The organism is Streptococcus mitis (genome assembly GCF_003942795.1).
GTDB classification, from domain to species: domain Bacteria; phylum Bacillota; class Bacilli; order Lactobacillales; family Streptococcaceae; genus Streptococcus; species Streptococcus mitis_BJ.
Window position 1 is genome coordinate 1 of record NZ_RJNY01000019.1, and the last position, 19427, is coordinate 19427.

Here is a 19427-nt window from a genome sequence, read left to right on the forward strand (position 1 = left end):
TGCAAGCAGGTCGCTGGCTTCATCTTAACGACGACTGGGGAGAAAATGCCAAAGGGAATGATTACTATCTGAACCAAAATGGTAAAATGCAAACTGGTGGTTGGTTCAAACTAGATGACTCTTGGTATTATATCCAATCAAATGGTGCTAGACGATTTAGCGAGCTCTCTGAAATTGGAGGGAAAAAGTATCTATTTGCGGCAGATGGGAAGATGCTAACAGGACATCAAGTCTATAATGGCAAGAAGATGTTCTTTAGCGAAAGTGGTGCACTCCAAGCAGCAGGTAAGCCTTCAACTTGGCAAAAGATTGATTCAGATTGGTATTTCTATGATGAGGATGGGCTAAAGACTGTCGGTAAAAAGAATATTAATGGAAGCACGTACTACTTTAATCAAGAAGGTGTCATGCAAACTGGCTGGACCTTTGTTGATGGTCACTGGAACTATTTTGCAAGTTCTGGAGCTATGAAAACTGGCTGGGTCAAGGATCAGGAAACATGGTATTATCTGGATAAAGATGGCATCATGTTAACTGGCAGACAAGATATCAATGGTGTTCGTTACTATTTGAATGCTAGTGGTGCCATGCAAACAGGCTGGGCCTTTGTTGATGGTCACTGGAACTATTTTGCAAGTTCTGGAGCTATGAAAACTGGTTGGATCAAGGATCAGGAAACATGGTATTATCTGGATAAAGATGGCATCATGTTAACTGGAAGCCAGGATATCAATGGTGTCCGTTACTATTTGAATGCTAGTGGTGCCATGCAAACAGGCTGGGCCTTGATTGATGGTCACTGGAACTATTTTGCAAGTTCTGGAGTTATGAAAACTGGTTGGTTGAAAGATAATGAATCATGGTATTATTTGGATCCAGAAACAGGTATCATGGCTGTAGGCTCTAAAGAAATTGACGGTAAGAACTATTTCTTCAGCTCTGCAGGTACTATGCAAGTTGGATGGCAGTGGTCAAATGATTCTTGGCATTATTACGCTACGTCGGGCGCACTTCAAACTGGTTGGTTAAAAGATGGTGATGCCTGGTATTATCTTGAAGGTAAGGAAGGCGTTATGTTAGTTGGCCTCCATCAAGTAGATGGTAAGCAATATTACTTTAGCAAATCTGGAGCCATGCAAACTGGATGGAAATGGTTTGATAATCATTACCGTTACTTTGAATCAAATGGAGCCATGAAAACTGGTTGGATAAAAGACAAAGGCGTCTGGTATTATCTAAATCCTGAAGATGGCATCATGTTGATTGGCCTTCATAAAGTAAATGGTGATCATTATTACTTTGATGAATCAGGAGCTATGCAAACGGGTTGGAAACAGCTTGATGGTAATTGGTACTATTTCCAAGCTGATGGTTCTTTATTGAAGAACGCAACGACACCTGATGGTTATAAAGTAAACGAAGAAGGTATCTGGAAACAGGCTGTTGCTGCTGTAAATAGCGAGGCAGTTAAGCCAGAACAGAAACAAGAATCTAATTCCTCTATTGTTGAACAACCTAAACAAGATTCAAACCTAGAAGCCAACGCTTCTGAAAAGAAGGAAAAAGAATAAAGAAGAAATCCCCTACTGGCAACTAATTTATCAGTAGGGGATTTTTTAATTTCGTTTTAATTTAGCAAGTACAAGGTTCAGTGCATAGTGGAGTGTTTTGTCTTTGGCGATAAAGAGGGCCAAGAGGTAATAGATACCACAAGTTGCTACGGTAGAAAGAACCATGAGAATCATATTGAAGTTTACTGTGTAGGAATTGATTTGGAAAATCATTTTGAAAATATAGAAGATTGGGATAAAACCAAGGGATATGAGGCTATAACGTGTTAAGGTTATAAAAATTTCTTTTAAACTAATCAGTTGATGTTTCTTGATAAAATGAATTTCAAGTAAAACGACGATAGTTTCTGCGATAATGGTCGTAGCGATGTAATACTCAGGTGCAAAAATATTATTGAAATACAAGATGCTATTTAATAGTATATTGGCGCCACCACCGAGGAAGTAGAAGGCAGTTAAACGATTTTCATGGTCATTGATAAAGATAATCTGTTTACCAAGAATCAATTCAATAGCCCAAATGATGGTACGAAAAGCGAAGACGCTAGTTACGATACCCGCTTCAAGATATTTTTCAGAAGAATAAATAACAGTTGCGTACCGTCCTAATATCATAATCCCGATACTAGTTGGAACCATAAGGAAATAGAATAAGGATGCCGCTTGATTCACGAGATAATTATAGGACTTGTAATCTTTTTTACCGAGATAGTAGCCAAGGCGCGGAATACTGACGTTGATAGCTCCACTCAAGACACTGGCAATCAACATGACGATACTATAGGCAATTGTATAATAAGAAATGTAGTTTTCATCCGGTCCCTTAGTGATAAACATTCTATCTAGCAAGGTGTAAAGCATATTTGCGTTTGCTAAGAGAAGCATAGTAAAGAGTGGTTTAGAAGCTTTAGCAAGTTCGACGAAACCGATCTTAACAAAAGAAACTTCTCTCTTAATCCAAAGAAAACTGAGCAGGTAGTTGAGGATAGTGGTCGCTGTCATAACGATAGCATAAGGAACGATATCATCTGCCGTTTTAACAAAGGCGAAGATAGCAACCAGCATGGTAATTCGAATAATTAACGTTTTGTAGAGGATGAAGGCATAGTTTTCATAAGCCTCGTTCATCCATTCGATATTGAGGAATTGGAAGAGAGCCTGGGCCCCTAGAATGTAGTAGAGGACTTTCAGGTTCTCAATGCTGGTGTCAAAGAAGATGAAGAGGAAGTAGATACCAGTCGTCAGGAGAGAAGTGAAAACTGAGATATAAAACAACTTAGAGAAAACATAGTTGATTTTATTCTTGTCATCCTTGACCTTACTAATAGCTCGAATCCCGTAGTTGTAGATGCCAAAGGCAGCTAGTGGAATAACGAAACTTGCCCAGGTATTGGCTGTATTGAAATAACCGTAGTTGGATTTGCTGAGAATCCGCGTCAGATAAGGGTTGGTTATCAGTGGAAAAACGATATTGAGAATATTGACCAGCAAGCTGGCCAAGGCATTTACTTTTATATTTTTCATTGAACTTTCTTTCTTAAATCTAAAATCATATCTAGTATTATATCACATTCTCGCTTCATTCTTTTGATAAAATCGTAAAAATCTAGTATAATAGATAGACTGAAAGTATGAGGTTACTAGATATGAAGATGAAACAAATTAGTGATACAACACTGAAAATCACGATGACTTTAGATGATTTGATGGATCGGGGAATGGAGATTGCAGACTTTCTCGTTCCTCAGGAAAAAACCGAAGAGTTTTTCTATGCTATTTTAGATGAGTTAGAGATGCCAGACAATTTCTTGGACAGTGGCATGCTAAGTTTCCGTGTGACGCCAAAACCTGATAAGGTCGACGTCTTTGTGACCAAGTCCAAGATTGACCAGAATCTGGATTTTGAAGATTTAGCGGATCTACCCGACATGGAAGAATTAGCCCAAATGTCGCCGGATGAATTTCTCAAAACCTTGGAAAAGAGCATTGCAGACAAGACCAAAGACGATATTAAAGCTATCCAATCTCTAGAGCAGGTCGAAGCAAAGGAAGAAGAGCAAGAGCAAACAGAAAAGGAGACGGAGAATAAGAAGGAACCTTATATCTACTATATCCTGCGTTTTGCAAGCCTTGCTGACTTAGTTGCTTTTGCAAAGACGGTTAACTACCAGATGGAAACATCTGAACTCTATAAGATGAATGGACACTACTATTTGACAATCTTGGTTGATGTGGCAAATCATCCTAGTCCTTACCCATCCTGGCTGTTAGCCCGTATGCGTGAGTTTGCAGACGACAGTGACATCAGTCGTTCAGTCTTGCAAGAGTATGGGCAAATCTTGATCAATCACGATGCAGTTCTCGGTCTTCAAAAAATTCATTCATAGTTTTTAGAAATCAATTTTCATTTATCGGGAAAGACGAATCATGGGATTCGTTTTTTCTTTACCAGACTGAAATAGTGATTTACTATATTAGGAATTTTCGCAAAATTCTGTTATAATGGCTATATCAGAAAATTTCTAGGAGACAAACATGACAGTTAAAATTGCTTTACTTGGATTTGGTACCGTTGCAAGTGGTGTGCCATTCCTCCTAAAGGAAAATGGAGAAAAAATCGTTCAGTCAGCTCATTCGGAGATTGAAGTGGCCAAGGTATTGGTCAAGGATGAAGATGAAAAGAATCGCTTGCTTGCGGCAGGAAATGACTTTAACTTTGTAACCAATGTAGACGATATTTTATCAGACAAGGACATTACTATCGTAGTGGAATTGATGGGGCGTATCGAACCAGCTAAGACCTTTATCACTCGTGCCTTAGAAGCTGGGAAACACGTTGTTACTGCTAACAAGGACCTTTTGGCTGTCCATGGTGCAGAATTGTTAGAAATCGCTAAAAATCATAATGTAGCACTTTACTACGAAGCAGCAGTAGCTGGTGGGATTCCAATTCTTCGTACCTTGGAAAATTCATTGGCTTCTGATAAAATCACGCGCGTTCTTGGTGTCGTTAACGGAACTTCTAACTTTATGATGACCAAGATGGTGGAAGAAGGCTGGTCTTATGATGATGCTCTGGCTGAAGCTCAAAGACAAGGATTTGCAGAAAGCGACCCGACAAATGACGTCGATGGGATTGACGCAGCCTACAAGATGGTGATTTTGAGCCAGTTTGCTTTTGGTATGAAGGTTGCCTTTGACGATGTAGCCCACAAGGGAATCCGTAACATCACACCAGAAGACGTAGCTGTAGCTCAAGACCTGGGCTATGTAGTGAAATTGGTTGGTTCTATCGAGGAAACTCCTTCAGGAATTGCTGCAGAAGTAACTCCAACCTTCCTACCTAAAGCGCACCCACTTGCCAGTGTGAATGGGGTAATGAACGCAGTCTTTGTGGAGTCTATCGGCATCGGTGAGTCTATGTACTACGGACCAGGTGCGGGTCAAAAACCAACTGCAACAAGTGTTGTAGCAGATATTGTCCGTATCGTTCGTCGCTTGAATGATGGTACCATTGGTAAAGACTTCAACGAATATAGCCGTGACCTAGTCTTGGCAAATCCAGAAGATGTCAAAGCTAATTACTACTTCTCAATCTTGGCTCCAGACTCAAAAGGTCAGGTCTTGAAATTGGCTGAAATCTTTAATGCTCAAGATATTTCCTTCAAGCAAATCCTACAAGATGGCAAAGAGGGTGACAAGGCGCGTGTAGTGATTATCACTCATAAGATTAATAAAGCACAACTTGAGAATGTTTCAGCTGAGTTGGCCAAAGCTTCAGAATTTGACCTCTTGAATACCTTCAAGGTGTTAGGAGAATAGGATGAAGATTATTGTACCTGCAACCAGTGCCAATATCGGGCCAGGTTTTGATTCGGTTGGTGTAGCTGTAACCAAGTATCTTCAAATTGAGGTCTGTGAAGAACGGGATGAGTGGTTGATTGAACACCAGATTGGTAAATGGATTCCCCATGACGAGCGTAATCTCTTGCTTAAGATTGCCTTGCAAATTGCGCCTGACTTGCAACCGAGACGTTTGAAAATGACCAGTGATGTTCCCTTGGCGCGTGGTTTGGGTTCTTCTAGCTCGGTTATTGTAGCTGGGATTGAACTAGCCAACCAATTAGGAAAGCTCAACTTATCTGACCACAACAAATTGCAGCTGGCGACCAAGATTGAAGGGCATCCTGACAATGTGGCTCCAGCCATTTATGGTAATCTCGTTATTGCAAGTTCCGTTGAAGGGCAAGTCTCTGCTGTCGTGGCTGACTTCCCAGAATGTGATTTTTTAGCTTATATTCCTAACTATGAATTGCGTACTCGTGACAGTCGTGGTGTCTTGCCTAAGAAATTGTCTTATAAGGAAGCAGTTGCGGCTAGTTCTATCGCCAATGTGGCGGTTGCAGCCTTGTTAGCAGGAGATATGGTGACAGCTGGTCAAGCAATCGAGGGGGACCTCTTCCACGAGCGCTATCGTCAAAGTTTGGTCCGTGAATTTGCGACGATTAAGCAAGTAGCTAAAGAGAATGGTGCCTATGCAACCTACCTCTCTGGTGCTGGGCCGACAGTTATGGTTTTGGCTTCTCATGACAAGATGCCAACGATTAAGGCAGAATTGCAAAAGCAGCCTTTCAAAGGCAAACTTCATGATTTGAAGGTTGATACGCAAGGTGTTCGTGTCGAAACAAAGTAAAGAATAGTAGATAGGATGGGGAAAGTCTCGACTAGAGGGCTTCCTGTCCTTTTTTTGAAAAGAAGTCTATACTCAATGAAAATCAAAGAGCAAACTAGGAAGCTAGCCGCAGGTTGCTCAAAACATGGTTTTGAAGTTGTAGATGAAACTGACGAAGTCAGCTCAAAATACTGTTTTGAGGTTGCAGATGTAAGCTGACGTGCTTTGAAGAGATTTTCGAAGATTATTAGTTAAAAACTTGATAAAGGAGAAAGAAGATGGCAGAAATTTATCTAGCAGGTGGTTGTTTTTGGGGCCTAGAGGAGTATTTTTCACGAATTTCAGGCGTATTAGCAACCAGTGTTGGCTACGCTAATGGCCAAGTCGAAACGACCAATTACCAGCTACTCAAGGAAACAGACCATGCAGAGACTGTTCAAGTGATTTATGATGAGAAAGCTGTGTCACTCAGAGAGATTTTGCTCTATTATTTCCGTGTTATTGATCCCTTGTCTATTAACCAGCAGGGGAATGACCGTGGTCGCCAATATCGTACAGGTATCTATTACCAAGATGAAGCAGACTTGCCAGCCATCTACACAGTTGTGCAGGAGCAGGAGCGTATGCTGGGTCGAAAGATTGCAGTAGAGGTGGAGAAACTTCGCCACTACATTTTGGCTGAAGACTACCACCAAGACTATCTCAAGAAAAATCCTTCAGGTTATTGTCATATCGATGTGACCGATGCTGAGAAGCCATTGATTGACGCATCTAACTATGAAAAGCCTAGTCAAGAGGTGTTAAAGGAAAGTTTAACTGAAGAGTCTTACCGTGTTACGCAAGAAGCTGCTACAGAGGCGCCATTTACCAATGCTTATGACCAAACTTTTGAAGAGGGGATTTATGTAGACATCACGACAGGGGAGCCACTCTTTTTTGCTAAGGATAAGTTTGCCTCAGGTTGTGGTTGGCCAAGTTTTAGTCGTCCGATTTCTAAGGAGTTGATTCACTATTACAAGGACCTGAGCCATGGAATGGAGCGAATCGAGGTTCGTTCTCGCTCAGGCAATGCTCACTTGGGTCATGTTTTCACAGATGGACCTCAGGAGTTAGGTGGCCTCCGTTACTGTATTAATTCTGCTTCCTTACGCTTTGTAGCCAAGGATGAGATGGAGAAAGCAGGATATGGCTATCTATTACCTTGCTTAAACAAATAAAACTGAGAGGGTGGGGCTTCCCACTTTCTTCATTTCTAGAATATGAATAGAAGGGATTTATGAAACACTTACTATCTTACTTCAAATCCTATATCAAGGAATCCATTTTGGCACCCTTGTTTAAGCTACTAGAAGCTGTTTTTGAGCTCTTGGTTCCCATGGTGATTGCAGGGATTGTTGACCAGTCCTTGCCCCAGAGAGATCAAGGGCATCTCTGGATGCAGATTGGCCTGCTCCTTATCTTTGCAGTGATTGGCGTTTTAGTAGCCTTGATTGCTCAATTTTATTCAGCAAAGGCAGCGGTAGGTTTTGCCAAGGAATTGACGAACGACCTCTATCGTCATATTCTTTCTTTACCTAAGGACAGCAGAGACCGTTTGACAACTTCTAGCTTGGTGACCCGCTTGGCTTCGGATACCTACCAGATTCAGACTGGGATTAATCAATTCCTGCGCCTCTTTTTGAGAGCGCCTATTATCGTTTTTGGAGCCATTTTTATGGCCTATCGCATCTCGGCTGAGCTGACTTTCTGGTTCTTAGTTATGGTTGTCATTTTGACGATTGTCATTGTCGGTCTCTCTCGACTGGTCAATCCTCTCTACAGCAGTCTCAGAAAGAAAACGGATCAGCTGGTTCAGGAAACGCGCCAGCAATTACAAGGCATGCGAGTTATTCGTGCTTTTGGTCAGGAAAAACGAGAGTTACAGATTTTTCAAACCCTTAACCAAGTCTATGCCAGTTTGCAAGAAAAGACGGGTTTCTGGGCTACTTTATTACCCCCCTTGACCTATCTGATTGTTAATGGAACTCTTCTCGTCATCATCTGGCAGGGCTACATTTTAATTCAAGGTGGTTTACTCAGTCAAGGTGCCCTGATTGCTCTTATCAACTACCTCTTGCAGATTTTAGTGGAATTGGTTAAGCTCGCCATGCTGATTAATTCTCTCAACCAATCCTATATCTCAGCCAAGCGAATCGAGGAAGTCTTTGCTGAGACTCCTGAAGATATCCATTCGGAGTTAGAACAAAAGCAAGCTACCAGTGATCGGGTTTTACAAGTTCAAGAATTGACCTTTACCTATCCTGATGCGGCTCAGCCTTCTCTGAGAGACATTTCCTTTGATATGAAGCAGGGGCAAATCCTTGGTATCATCGGAGGTACTGGTTCTGGTAAATCAAGCTTGGTGCAAGTCTTACTTGGACTTTATCCAGTAGACAAGGGGAGCATTGACCTTTATCGAGATGGACGTAGTCCTCTTAATTTGGAGCAGTGGAGGTCTTGGATTGCCTATGTGCCTCAAAAAGTCGAACTTTTTAAGGGAACTATTCGTTCCAACTTGACTCTAGGCTTCAATCAAGAAGTATCTGACCAGCAACTATGGCAGGTCTTGGAAATTGCGCAAGCTAAGGATTTTGTCAGTGAAAAGGAAGGACTTTTGGATGCCCTAGTTGAAGCAGGAGGCCGAAATTTTTCAGGTGGGCAAAAACAACGTCTGTCTATCGCCCGAGCAGTCTTGCGCCAAGCTCAATTTCTCATCCTAGATGATGCAACTTCGGCCCTCGACACCATCACAGAGTCCAAGCTCTTGAAAGCTATCCGAGAAAATTTGCCAGACACGAGCTTAATCTTGATTTCTCAACGAACCTCAACTTTACAGATGGCTGACCAGATTCTCCTTTTGGAAAAAGGTGAGTTACTAGCTATCGGCAAGCACGATGACTTGATGAAAACTAGCCCAGTATATCGCGAAATCAATGCATCCCAACATGGAAAGGAGGCCGAGCATGAGACGACAAACTGCAAACCAGACGCTCAAACGTTTGGCTAAGGATTTAGCAAGCCATCCCTTCCTCCTTTTCCTAGCCTTTCTAGGAACGATTGCCCAGGTTGCCTTATCAATTTATCTACCTATCTTGATTGGGCAGGTCATTGATCAAGTCCTGGTGGCTGGTTCTTCACCAGTTTTTTGGCAGATTTTTCTCCAGATGCTCTTGGTGGTAATAGGAAATACTCTGGTACAATGGGCCAATCCTCTCCTCTATAATCGTCTAATTTTCTCTTATACCAGAGATTTACGAGAGCGAATCATCCATAAACTCCATCGGTTACCGATTGCTTTTGTGGATCGACAAGGCAGTGGAGAGATGGTTAGTCGTGTGACCACAGACATAGAACAGCTGGCAGCCGGCTTGACCATGATTTTCAATCAATTTTTCATTGGTGTTTTGATGATTTTGGTTAGTATTCTAGCCATGCTCCAAATTCACCTTCTCATGACCCTCTTGGTCTTGCTGTTGACGCCATTATCTATGGTGATTTCACGCTTTATTGCCAAACGGTCCTATCATCTCTTCCAGAAGCAAACAGAGACCAGGGGGATTCAGACTCAGTTGATTGAAGAATCGCTTAGCCAGCAGACCATTATCCAGTCCTTTAATGCTCAGACAGAGTTTATTCGAAGACTGCACGAGGCTAATGGCAACTACGCAGGTTATTCTCAGTCAGCTATCTTTTATTCATCAACGGTCAATCCTTCAACTCGCTTTGTCAATGCGCTGATTTATGCGCTTTTAGCTGGAGTGGGAGCCTATCGTATCATGATGGGGTCCACCTTGACCATCGGTCGTTTAGTGACCTTTTTGAACTATGTTCAGCAGTATACTAAGCCCTTTAACGATATTTCTTCTGTTCTAGCCGAGTTGCAAAGTGCTCTCGCTTGTGCAGAGCGCGTCTATGCTGTATTAGAAAGTCCTGAGGTTGCTGAAACAGGTAAAGAAGTCTTGACCAGTGACCAAGTCAAGGGCGCCATTTCCTTTAAGCATGTTTCTTTTGGATACAATCCTGAAAGGATCTTGATTAAGGATTTGTCTATCGATATCCCAGCTGGTAGCAAGGTAGCCATCGTTGGTCCAACAGGTGCTGGTAAGTCAACTCTCATCAATCTCCTCATGCGTTTTTATCCTATTAACTCGGGAGATATCTTGTTAGACGGTCGTTCTATTTACGATTATACCCGAGCATCATTGAGACAGCAGTTTGGCATGGTGCTCCAAGAAACCTGGCTCAAGCAAGGAACCATTCATGACAATATTGCCTTTGGAAATCCTGAAGCCAGTCGGGAGCAGGTGATTGCTGCTGCCAAAGCAGCCAATGCAGCCAATGCAGACTTTTTCATCCAACAGTTGCCACAGGGATACGATACTAAGTTGGAAAATGCAGGAGAATCACTATCTGTCGGTCAAGCCCAGCTCTTGACCATCGCCCGAGTCTTTCTAGCTATACCAAAGATTCTTATCTTAGACGAAGCGACTTCCTCCATCGATACACGGACAGAAGTGCTAGTACAGGATGCCTTTGCTAAACTCATGAAGGGACGTACAAGCTTTATCATTGCTCACCGTTTGTCAACTATTCAGGATGCGGATTTGATTCTTGTCTTGGTGGATGGCGATATCGTGGAGCATGGAAATCATCAAGAGCTCATGGTTAGAAAGGGCAAGTATTACCAAATGCAAAAAGCAGCAGCTTTTAGCTCTGAATAACTCTTTCTATTTTGAAATATTATGGAAAAAAGTTGCCTTCGGGTGACTTTTTTGTTACAATAGCTAGAAAAATTGTTCACTGTAAATTGTCTTATAGAAAAGGAACCTATAATGAAAGTCTATCAGCATGTAAATATCGTGACTTGTGACAAAGATTTCCATGTTTATTTGGATGGTGTCTTAGCCGTTAAGGACTCTCAAATCGTCTATGTCGGTCAAGAGGAGCCTGAGATTTTAGAGCAAGCTGAGCAGATTATAGACTATCAGGGAGCCTGGATCATGCCTGGTTTGGTCAATTGTCACACCCATTCTGCTATGACAGGTTTGAGAGGGATTCGGGATGACAGCAATCTCCATGAATGGCTTAATGACTATATCTGGCCAGCAGAAGCTGAGTTTACTCCCGATATGACTACCAAGGCAGTCAAAGAGGCTCTGACAGAAATGCTCCAGTCAGGAACAACAACCTTCAACGATATGTATAATCCCAATGGTGTGGATATTGAGAGAATTTATCAGGCAGTTAAGGCTTCCAAGATGCGTTGTTATTTCTCACCGACCCTCTTTTCTTCAGAAGCTGAAACAACAGCTGAGACCATAAGCAGAACACGAGCCATCATAGAGGAAATTTTAGGATATGAAAATCCAAATTTCAAGGTTATGGCAGCTCCACATTCTCCGTATAGCTGTAGTAGAGACTTGCTGGAAGCGAGCTTAGATATGGCAAAAGAGCTGGACATTTCTATCCATATCCATGTGGCGGAGACCAAGGAGGAATCAGGAATTATCCTGAAACGCTATGGCAAACGCCCCCTCGCCTTTCTAGAAGAACTGGGTTACTTAGATCATCCGTCTGTTTTTGCTCATGGGGTCGAGCTAAACGAACGAGAAATTGAACGTTTGGCAACCTCTCAAGTGGCTATCGCCCACAATCCTATCAGTAATCTAAAACTGGCCTCAGGAATCGCTCCAATCATCCAACTCCAAAAAGCAGGAGTTGCTGTGGGAATTGCGACTGATTCCGTTGCTTCCAACAACAATCTAGATATGTTTGAGGAAGGACGGACCGCAGCCCTTCTTCAAAAGATGAAAAGTGGAGATGCCAGTCAATTCCCTATCGAAACAGCCCTTAAGGCACTGACAATCGAAGGTGCTAAGGTTCTTGGGATGGAAGATCAGATAGGAAGTCTGGAAGTTGGTAAGCAGGCAGATTTTCTGGTCATTAATCCTCAAGGAAAAATCCATCTCCAACCTCAGGAAAATATGCTCTCTCACCTAGTTTATGCAGTCAAAGCCAGTGATGTTGATGATGTTTATATCGCTGGAGAACAGGTGGTTAAGCAAGGCAAAGTTTTGACAGTCGAGATTTAAAAAAATTTCAAAAAAAGTTTGCAAAAATCTTGCATTCTTTTTTTGCATATGCTATACTTATATACGGTTTGACAAAACTGCCTAAGACAGTAGGGGAGCTCGACTCATAAAGATCCTACCGAGGACAAAACGTATCATGTAAAAAGAAGCGTATTGTACTTTCGTGTCTAGGTTTGGGCGCGTTTTTCTTTTGAAAAAATTCCCCAAGCAAAATAATTACGGAGGTGAACACACTAATGAGTGAAGCAATTATTGCTAAAAAAGCGGAACTAGTTGACGTAGTAGCTGAAAAAATGAAAGCTGCTGCATCTATCGTCGTTGTAGACGCTCGTGGTTTGACAGTTGATCAAGATACAGTTCTTCGTCGTGAGCTTCGTGGAAGCGAAGTTGAGTATAAAGTTATTAAAAACTCAATCTTGCGTCGTGCAGCTGAAAAAGCTGGTCTTGAAGATCTTGCATCAGTATTTGTTGGACCATCTGCCGTAGCATTTTCTAATGAAGATGTTATCGCACCAGCGAAAATCTTGAACGACTTTGCTAAAAACGCTGAAGCACTTGAAATCAAAGGTGGTGCAATTGAAGGCGCTGTCGCATCTAAAGAAGAAATCGTTGCTCTTGCAACTCTTCCAAACCGCGAAGGACTTCTTTCTATGCTCCTTTCTGTACTTCAAGCGCCAGTGCGCAACGTTGCTCTTGCAGTCAAAGCGGTTGCAGACAACAAAGAAGACGCAGCTTAATCTTAAGCTACGCAGCGTAGCCTAGCTACGGAAAAACGATTATAAAATTAAAAACTTATTTGGAGGAAATAACAATGGCATTGAACATTGAAAACATTATTGCTGAAATTAAAGAAGCTTCAATCCTTGAATTGAACGACCTTGTAAAAGCTATCGAAGAAGAATTTGGTGTAACTGCAGCTGCTCCTGTAGCTGTAGCTGCAGCTGGTGCTGCTGACGCTGGTGCTGCTAAAGATTCATTTGACGTTGAATTGACAGCTGCTGGTGACAAAAAAGTTGGCGTTATCAAAGCTGTACGTGAAATCACTGGTCTTGGACTTAAAGAAGCTAAAGAACTTGTTGATGGTGCACCAGGCGTCATCAAAGAAGGCGTTCCAACTGCAGAAGCTGAAGAAATCAAAGCTAAATTGGAAGAAGCTGGTGCTTCAGTTACTCTTAAATAAGAGGCATATACCAATTAGAATTCGGAATACTATAGTATCAGCCTTTTAGAATCGTGAACACATTTTAGAAACTGATAAATAAATTTAGTTTCCTACCAAAAACCCTACCAAAAATTAATTTGGCAGGGTTTTTCTTTTTAATAAAATTATTTTGGAGAACAGTTGTATATTGTTCTCCTTTTTTTATTTTCTGGAGGGAAAATGACAAAAGAATTACAATCATCACGCTATATTGTCATTTCATTTTTAGTACGTGAAATGGGAATTGACATTGTTGAAGCCATATCTCTTATGGCTGAATTAGAAAAAAGTGGCTTGGTTCGATTGGAATCAAGTGGAGATTTAATACTCAAAGAATTTGGAGGCGCGCAATGAAACGAATCACCGCAAATCAATACCAAACTTCAGAACGGTATTACAAATTATCTAAAATTCTTTTTGAGGATGAGAAATATATGGATATGAAACTAGAAGTAAAGGTGGCTTATTCTATTTTAAAAGATCGTTTAGAATTATCTCTCAGTCGTGGTTGGATAGATGAAGAAGGAGCAGTCTATTTAGTATTTTCTAATTCTAAACTGATGAGGCTGTTAGGTTGTTCGAAGTCCAAATTATTGTCCATCAAAAAAACTCTTAAAGAATATGACTTAATTGATGAAGTTCAACAGTCTTCAAGTGAAAAAGGAAGACTAGCTAATAAGATTTATTTAGGGGAGTTGTCTTCTACCCCAGTAGCTAGTTCGAACAGGCCTAGTGTTAAGAAAAGACTAGGGCAGGATAAAAATGAAACGGCCCCCGTCTCTTATTCAGCCCCTAGTGAGACTGAAGTTAGTGAGACTAAATATAGTGAGACTGAATCTTTATTTATTGAGGATGAGGAAGAAAGAGATTCTCAATCTATTTTGAGAAGAAAAGTCGAAAAGGTCACAAAATATGATCGAGATTATATTTGGGGATTGGTACAAGATCAATTTAGACGAGAAGGTTTTTCTGAAACAGCCAGTGAAATTGCTATGACTGATTTTGAGAGAATCTATCAGTATGCTCTTGACAATGTTCGCTTTGTTAGACGAGCGGAAGTTTTGGCTGAATTTGTGTTTAACGGCTTGTATTCTGTTTGGAATAACCGTGTTAGAAAAGGAGGTGGTTAAAATGTCGCCAATCGAGTGGATATTAGTTATGCTCATTTTAATTTCAAGCGGTATGACTCTTTGGATATTGATAGTCGATCAGAAAGGGGGGATAAAGAAATGAGATTTATTGATTTATTTTCAGGTATAGGTGGATTTCGGCTTGGAATGGAAAGTGTTGGACACGAGTGTATTGGATTTTGTGAGATTGATAAATTTGCTAGAGAATCTTATAAGTCCATTTTTCAAACGGAAGGAGAAATTGAATTTCATGACATACGAGATGTTTCAGATGACGAATTTAAAAAACTTAGAGGGAAAGTCGATATCATCTGTGGGGGATTCCCTTGTCAAGCATTTTCAATCGCAGGAAGACGATTGGGATTTGAAGATACTAGAGGAACTTTGTTCTTTGAAATTGCTCGGGCGGCCAAACAAATCCAACCACGTTTTCTTTTTCTTGAAAATGTTAAAGGCCTACTCAATCACGATAAGGGACGGACGTTCACAACAATCCTTACCACACTTGATGAGTTGGGGTTTGATGTTGAGTGGCAGGTGCTTAACAGTAAGGATTTTGGCGTTCCCCAAAACAGAGAGAGGGTGTTTATTATCGGACATTCTAGAAAGAAAAGTACCAGACTCTTATTTCCTTTCAGACGAGAAGGTCAAGCAACTAACTCTGAGATTTTAAAAACATTAGGGAATTTGAATCCATCAAAAAGTGGAATGAGCGGTAAAGTCTATTATTCAGAAGGTCTTGCGCCAACCTTAGTTCGTGGAAAAGGAGAAGGATTTAAGATTGCGATTCCTTGCATTACACCAGATAGATTAGACAAGAGACAAAATGGTAGACGCTTTAAGGAAAACCAAGAGGCGATGTTTACTTTAAATACTCAAGATCGCCATGGTATTGTCGTTGTTGGAGATTTACCAACTAGCTTTAAGGAAACTGGTCGAGTTTATGGAAGTGAGGGGTTATCTCCAACACTGACTACAATGCAAGGTGGAGATAAAATTCCCAAAATACTAATTCCAGAACCAATCCAATTTCTAAAAGTACGGGAAGCAACGAAAAAAGGATACGCTCAAGCAGAAATAGGAGATTCAATCAATTTGGAAAGACCAAGTTCTCAGTATCGTCGTGGTAGAGTTGGAAAAGGTATAGCGAATACGTTAACAACTAGTGGACAAATGGGAGTAGTAGTTGCTAGTTATGAAGGAGAAGATAAACAAGTTTATCATGTAGCCGGTGTATTAATAGATGGACAATTTTACCGTCTGAGGATACGACGAATCACTCCTAAAGAGTGTTTTCGCTTGCAGGGCTTTCCTGATTGGGCTTTTGAAGCTGCTAGAAAAGTCTCTAGTAATAGTCAGCTCTATAAACAAGCTGGTAATAGTGTAACCGTTCCTGTGATTGCCGCAATCGCAAAGAAATTAAAAGAAATAGAGGAAAAAGATGAAAGCATTAAATAAAGAATCAATACTAGATTGTGATGAATTAGAAACAGAATTACATGATGCAGAAATCAAACAGCTGGATGAACAATTATTTTTGATACCCAATTATCCATGTGAGTTTGAAGTAACATTTTTAGATGATTACCATAAAAAACACAACTACCCACTATTTTACGAGTCCTATCTTCAAAACGTTATGGAATTCCTTGAAAGTCAAGACATAAAGAATGGGGTTGATGCCTTTGTAGATGATCATCAAAATCTCGTTTTTATTTTATATGGACAAGGCTATCGAGCCGAGGGAAAAGAGGGAATACTTACAACCCAAGTAACTGTAAAAGCTTCTGATGAAGAAAAGAAACCGATTAACTTCTCAAATTTATTAGATTCCTTAATCGTCTCAGAATATCAAATGGAACCGAATCTTTGGGAGGTCTCCCATGATTGATCTCTATCTAAGTAAAAATTGTCATAGAAATCAACTTCTTTTGGATTTCTTTCAAAAGTATGGCATAGAGGTCACTCCTCATTCTATTTCTGAAATGACAAAGGACAAATTAATTGAGATGATGAGCTATTCTTCAGATTGTTTTGAGTTTTTATCTCCCAATTTATTACGATTTAAGAACCGTGACAATTTAAGATTATCGGATTTCATTGAAATGATATTAAAAAATCCTGAACTAAGCATCAGACTTCCTCTTGCAGTTTCAAATAAGAGAGTTTATCCAAATCTGAATTTGGAAGAGGCTAGAGCTCTATTGCCAAGAGATACGAAACAATTGATTTACATGGAACAAACACATTATTTATCTAACTAAAGGAGAAGCAATATGGCTGAACGATTTTGGGAGAACTTGTCCATTATTTTGGCTGAAAGGAATATCAGCTGGATTGAGTTAACCAGAAAAATGTTTGCGGGAGAGTTTCACTATCCAAGTGAATTGAATCGTTTGTATCAAAAGATTCGCCACTATAAGATGGAACAACGAATGCCTCAAAGTCCATGGGTAGAAAGGATTGTGCAGGTATTAGATTTAGATTATGAAGATTTATTTCGGAGGTAACTATGAAAAGAATAATTCCAGTGTATATATTCCAACAAGTAAATGTCTTATTGGTATCTCTATACTTACTGAAATTGCTTTGTATCGGTGAGTTAACTATACTACAGATTCTCTATTGTGCATCGCTCATTTCTTTTTTATGGATGTATGGTCAACGAAAACAAGTGGCCAAGGTCAATATGAAAATTAGTATAAAGTGGATTGGTATTGGATTCGTTAGCCTACTGATTATAAGTCTATGTTTTAGTCTGATTCATGCTCAAGGAAGCACGAATCAAGCAAACTTAATTGGCCTTCAACATCAAGTTCCTTGGTTTTCATTTTTATTGTTTTTAATCAATGCGAGTATGGTTGAAGAATTTCTGTATCGAGAAATTTTATGGAACTTAGTCAGTAAATTAGATATTAGAGTTGCTTTGACAAGTATTTTATTTGCCTTAGCTCATCATCCAGGAACCATTTTAGCTTGGTGTTTGTATGTTTCACTTGGGATGTTTTTAGGGCTTGTGCGCTACAAATCGGACTTATGGGGCAGTATGGGGCTACATTTGGTGTGGAACCTATCAGTCTATGTCTTATTTTTTCTTTAATAATAGCTGGTCTGTCTTACGTATGGATTAATTTTGAAATAAAAAAACTAAATGAATTGATTTTAAAGAAATAAAATGCTAACATATATAGAAGGTGTTAGCATTTTGTTTCTAATAAAGGAGAATGATATGGTTGATAAAAGAGAGAAACTGATGAACTCTTTCAATCAGTATGGTTTTTTAACTTTTAAACAAGTAATAGATGAAAATTTACACTACAAAACCTTATTAAAAATGGTTACAGAAGGAAAAATCGATGCTGAAGAAAAAGGATTATATCGCTTACCTGATATTTATTTAGATGAGTGGTTTGTCCTTCAGTATCGATTTCCAAAGGGAATCTTTTCTTTGGAGACAGCACTTTGGTNACATGGTTTATCTTTGACTATCCCTTTTAACATGACGATGAGTTTTCCTTATGGTACGAATACCAAAAACATTAAGGAAGCAGATATATGTCCTATTATCTTACGCTCTCACTATAGTGAAGGAATTGTTGAAATAGAGCGTCTTCCTGGTCAATTTATTAAAGTTTATGAAATTGAACGAGTTTTGGTTGAATGTCTAAGACCAGTTCATCAGGTGGATCTTCAAATTATTGCACCAGCGTTTAAAAAATATTTTCAACAAAATCAAATTAATTTACACAAATTATTTTATTATGCCCATCTATTTAAAGTAACTGATAAGTTACAATCTTATACGGAGGTGCTATCTTAATGTTTTCAAATGCGAATAGCTTTAAAGCAAAAATCAAAAATATTTCAAAAGATAAGGAAATTCCAGCTCAACAAGTACAACAACATTATTTAATTGAGCAAGTGTTAAAGATGATTTCTACTAGTTCTTACAGAGATTCCTTCATTGTAAAAGGAGGGTATCTAATAGGTCAAATGATTGGACTAGATAAGCGAACCACAATGGATTTAGATGTCACTCTGAAGGGAACCGAAATGAGCAGAGAAAATTTGATTCATATCTTTGAAGAGATTCTTTGTTCTAAAACTGATGGATTTTCATTTTCAGTAGATAAGCTAGAACCTATTCGCCAAGATGATGAATATGGAGGATTTTCATTAAAATTAAATGCAACTTTTGATACATTAAAGGAGGTTGTTTTTATTGATATTACTACTGGTGATAAGATCACACCAAGAGAAATTACTTATTCAATGACTTCTATCTTTACTAATGAAAGCATCAAGATATGGACATATAATCTAGAGACTGTACTTGCTGAAAAGTTAGAAACGATCATTAGTAGGGGATTAGCTTCGACACGCCCACGTGATCGATATGATCTTTTCACTTTGTATAAACTTAGAAAAGAAGAGATTAATCTTGAAGTATTAAAAAATGCACTTGAAAATACGGCAGAAAAACGTAAAAGTAAAGATACTATTGATAATTGGGAAGAACAAGTGAGAGGAATTGAAATTTCTGATTATCAGAAAGAGCTATGGATTCGTTATCAACGCCAATTTAAGTATGCTAAAGATATCTCATTTGATAACTCTGTTCAGGTTATTAGGGAAATTATGCAACAAATATTTTAGTACAAAAGTAACTCATTAGTAAAGCAGTGAGTTGCTTTTTTTATTCCAATAACTCCAAAAATGTGA

General features: G+C 39.6%; 20 protein-coding genes, 1 pseudogene and 1 other annotated feature. Of the genes and pseudogenes, 20 read left to right on the forward strand and 1 reads right to left on the reverse strand.

The genetic code is table 11. The annotated features are described in order from the left end of the window. A pseudogene (locus D8847_RS08255) lies at nt 1-1571 on the forward strand (MBL fold metallo-hydrolase); the annotation flags it as partial. A gap of 45 nt (nt 1572-1616) precedes the next feature. Here D8847_RS08255 and D8847_RS08260 read toward each other — a convergent pair. Next, on the reverse strand, nt 1617-3095 hold the full coding sequence (locus tag D8847_RS08260) for an oligosaccharide flippase family protein (protein ID WP_125841247.1): 1479 nt from the start codon (nt 3093-3095) through the stop codon (nt 1617-1619). Nucleotides 3096-3217: 122 nt separating this feature from the next. Here D8847_RS08260 and mecA point away from each other — a divergent pair, with 122 nt between their 5' ends. The 19 genes from mecA to D8847_RS08360 all read left to right on the forward strand — a co-directional run bounded on the left by mecA (nt 3218) and on the right by D8847_RS08360 (nt 19361). Continuing rightward, nucleotides 3218-3958 (forward strand): adaptor protein MecA, encoded by a 741-nt coding sequence (mecA, locus tag D8847_RS08265; protein WP_125841262.1) that lies wholly within the window; start codon nt 3218-3220, stop codon nt 3956-3958. A 148-nt stretch (nt 3959-4106) separates the two neighbouring features. Beyond that, a complete protein-coding gene (locus D8847_RS08270; protein ID WP_125841248.1) occupies nt 4107-5393 on the forward strand; it encodes a homoserine dehydrogenase in 1287 nt (428 codons plus the stop codon). A 1-nt stretch (nt 5394) separates the two neighbouring features. Beyond that, complete coding sequence (thrB, locus tag D8847_RS08275; RefSeq protein WP_084853423.1) at nt 5395-6264, forward strand: homoserine kinase; 870 nt, start codon at nt 5395-5397, stop codon at nt 6262-6264. Between the two features lie 75 nt (nt 6265-6339). Next, complete coding sequence (locus tag D8847_RS08280; protein ID WP_002875566.1) at nt 6340-6462, forward strand: hypothetical protein; 123 nt, start codon at nt 6340-6342, stop codon at nt 6460-6462. Between the two features lie 59 nt (nt 6463-6521). Next, nucleotides 6522-7460 (forward strand): peptide-methionine (R)-S-oxide reductase MsrB, encoded by a 939-nt coding sequence (gene msrB / locus D8847_RS08285; protein WP_084853424.1) that lies wholly within the window; start codon nt 6522-6524, stop codon nt 7458-7460. 59 nt (nt 7461-7519) lie between these two features. Continuing rightward, a complete protein-coding gene (locus D8847_RS08290; protein WP_125841249.1) occupies nt 7520-9289 on the forward strand; it encodes an ABC transporter ATP-binding protein in 1770 nt (589 codons plus the stop codon). Then, complete coding sequence (locus tag D8847_RS08295) at nt 9246-11003, forward strand: ABC transporter ATP-binding protein (protein ID WP_125841250.1); 1758 nt, start codon at nt 9246-9248, stop codon at nt 11001-11003. Before D8847_RS08290 ends, D8847_RS08295 begins: the two co-directional genes overlap by 44 nt. A gap of 111 nt (nt 11004-11114) precedes the next feature. Next, complete coding sequence (locus D8847_RS08300) at nt 11115-12374, forward strand: TRZ/ATZ family protein (protein WP_125841251.1); 1260 nt, start codon at nt 11115-11117, stop codon at nt 12372-12374. A 62-nt stretch (nt 12375-12436) separates the two neighbouring features. Continuing rightward, nucleotides 12437-12572 (forward strand) — a sequence feature (ribosomal protein L10 leader region). A 38-nt stretch (nt 12573-12610) separates the two neighbouring features. Further along, a complete protein-coding gene (gene rplJ / locus D8847_RS08310) occupies nt 12611-13111 on the forward strand; it encodes a 50S ribosomal protein L10 (RefSeq protein WP_001287266.1) in 501 nt (166 codons plus the stop codon). A 74-nt stretch (nt 13112-13185) separates the two neighbouring features. Next, entirely contained in the window at nt 13186-13554 is a 369-nt protein-coding gene (gene rplL / locus D8847_RS08315; protein WP_001196962.1) for a 50S ribosomal protein L7/L12, read from the forward strand. Nucleotides 13555-13755: 201 nt separating this feature from the next. Continuing rightward, nucleotides 13756-13929: a hypothetical protein gene (locus D8847_RS08320; RefSeq protein WP_125841252.1), complete on the forward strand. Its 174-nt coding sequence runs from the start codon at nt 13756-13758 to the stop codon at nt 13927-13929. After that, a complete protein-coding gene (locus D8847_RS08325) occupies nt 13926-14705 on the forward strand; it encodes a replication initiator protein A (protein ID WP_125841253.1) in 780 nt (259 codons plus the stop codon). The genes D8847_RS08320 and D8847_RS08325 overlap by 4 nt, the downstream gene beginning before the upstream one ends. A 99-nt stretch (nt 14706-14804) precedes the next feature. Continuing rightward, nucleotides 14805-16163 carry a DNA (cytosine-5-)-methyltransferase gene (dcm, locus tag D8847_RS08330; RefSeq protein ID WP_024478359.1) on the forward strand — a complete coding sequence of 453 codons (1359 nt, stop codon included), beginning with the start codon at nt 14805-14807 and terminating at the stop codon, nt 16161-16163. Beyond that, nucleotides 16147-16596, forward strand: a complete 450-nt coding sequence (locus tag D8847_RS08335) for a hypothetical protein (RefSeq protein ID WP_125841254.1) — start codon at nt 16147-16149, stop codon at nt 16594-16596. Before dcm ends, D8847_RS08335 begins: the two co-directional genes overlap by 17 nt. After that, nucleotides 16589-16969 carry an arsenate reductase family protein gene (locus D8847_RS08340; RefSeq protein ID WP_125841255.1) on the forward strand — a complete coding sequence of 127 codons (381 nt, stop codon included), beginning with the start codon at nt 16589-16591 and terminating at the stop codon, nt 16967-16969. Before D8847_RS08335 ends, D8847_RS08340 begins: the two co-directional genes overlap by 8 nt. Before the next feature lie 12 nt (nt 16970-16981). Next, the gene (locus D8847_RS08345; RefSeq protein WP_000840776.1) at nt 16982-17215 is read left to right on the forward strand and encodes a hypothetical protein; all 234 of its coding nucleotides are present in this window, start codon (nt 16982-16984) and stop codon (nt 17213-17215) included. Nucleotides 17216-17217: 2 nt separating this feature from the next. Next, the gene (locus tag D8847_RS08350) at nt 17218-17805 is read left to right on the forward strand and encodes a CPBP family intramembrane glutamic endopeptidase (protein WP_125841256.1); all 588 of its coding nucleotides are present in this window, start codon (nt 17218-17220) and stop codon (nt 17803-17805) included. A gap of 129 nt (nt 17806-17934) precedes the next feature. After that, nucleotides 17935-18525, forward strand: coding sequence for a type IV toxin-antitoxin system AbiEi family antitoxin domain-containing protein (locus D8847_RS08355; RefSeq protein ID WP_125841257.1), 591 nt, complete (start codon nt 17935-17937; stop codon nt 18523-18525). Continuing rightward, on the forward strand, nt 18525-19361 hold the full coding sequence (locus D8847_RS08360; RefSeq protein WP_125841258.1) for a nucleotidyl transferase AbiEii/AbiGii toxin family protein: 837 nt from the start codon (nt 18525-18527) through the stop codon (nt 19359-19361). The genes D8847_RS08355 and D8847_RS08360 overlap by 1 nt, the downstream gene beginning before the upstream one ends. The last annotated feature ends 66 nt before the right edge of the window (nt 19362-19427 follow it).

Excerpts from the sequence above, each read along its gene's own strand:
- rplL (WP_001196962.1), top strand. The coding sequence starts at position 13,186 with ATGGCATTGAACATTGAAAACATTATTGCTGAAATTAAAGAAGCTTCA.
- D8847_RS08360 (WP_125841258.1), top strand. The coding sequence starts at position 18,525 with ATGTTTTCAAATGCGAATAGCTTTAAAGCAAAAATCAAAAATATTTCA.
- rplJ (WP_001287266.1), top strand. The coding sequence starts at position 12,611 with ATGAGTGAAGCAATTATTGCTAAAAAAGCGGAACTAGTTGACGTAGTA.
- D8847_RS08335 (WP_125841254.1), top strand. The coding sequence starts at position 16,147 with ATGAAAGCATTAAATAAAGAATCAATACTAGATTGTGATGAATTAGAA.
- mecA (WP_125841262.1), top strand. The coding sequence starts at position 3,218 with ATGAAGATGAAACAAATTAGTGATACAACACTGAAAATCACGATGACT.
- D8847_RS08350 (WP_125841256.1), top strand. The coding sequence starts at position 17,218 with ATGAAAAGAATAATTCCAGTGTATATATTCCAACAAGTAAATGTCTTA.
- D8847_RS08270 (WP_125841248.1), top strand. The coding sequence starts at position 4,107 with ATGACAGTTAAAATTGCTTTACTTGGATTTGGTACCGTTGCAAGTGGT.
- D8847_RS08345 (WP_000840776.1), top strand. The coding sequence starts at position 16,982 with ATGGCTGAACGATTTTGGGAGAACTTGTCCATTATTTTGGCTGAAAGG.
- D8847_RS08320 (WP_125841252.1), top strand. The coding sequence starts at position 13,756 with ATGACAAAAGAATTACAATCATCACGCTATATTGTCATTTCATTTTTA.
- msrB (WP_084853424.1), top strand. The coding sequence starts at position 6,522 with ATGGCAGAAATTTATCTAGCAGGTGGTTGTTTTTGGGGCCTAGAGGAG.
- D8847_RS08325 (WP_125841253.1), top strand. The coding sequence starts at position 13,926 with ATGAAACGAATCACCGCAAATCAATACCAAACTTCAGAACGGTATTAC.
- D8847_RS08340 (WP_125841255.1), top strand. The coding sequence starts at position 16,589 with ATGATTGATCTCTATCTAAGTAAAAATTGTCATAGAAATCAACTTCTT.
- D8847_RS08260 (WP_125841247.1), bottom strand. The coding sequence starts at position 3,095 with ATGAAAAATATAAAAGTAAATGCCTTGGCCAGCTTGCTGGTCAATATT.
- D8847_RS08295 (WP_125841250.1), top strand. The coding sequence starts at position 9,246 with ATGAGACGACAAACTGCAAACCAGACGCTCAAACGTTTGGCTAAGGAT.
- D8847_RS08280 (WP_002875566.1), top strand. The coding sequence starts at position 6,340 with ATGAAAATCAAAGAGCAAACTAGGAAGCTAGCCGCAGGTTGCTCAAAA.
- thrB (WP_084853423.1), top strand. The coding sequence starts at position 5,395 with ATGAAGATTATTGTACCTGCAACCAGTGCCAATATCGGGCCAGGTTTT.
- D8847_RS08290 (WP_125841249.1), top strand. The coding sequence starts at position 7,520 with ATGAAACACTTACTATCTTACTTCAAATCCTATATCAAGGAATCCATT.
- D8847_RS08300 (WP_125841251.1), top strand. The coding sequence starts at position 11,115 with ATGAAAGTCTATCAGCATGTAAATATCGTGACTTGTGACAAAGATTTC.
- dcm (WP_024478359.1), top strand. The coding sequence starts at position 14,805 with ATGAGATTTATTGATTTATTTTCAGGTATAGGTGGATTTCGGCTTGGA.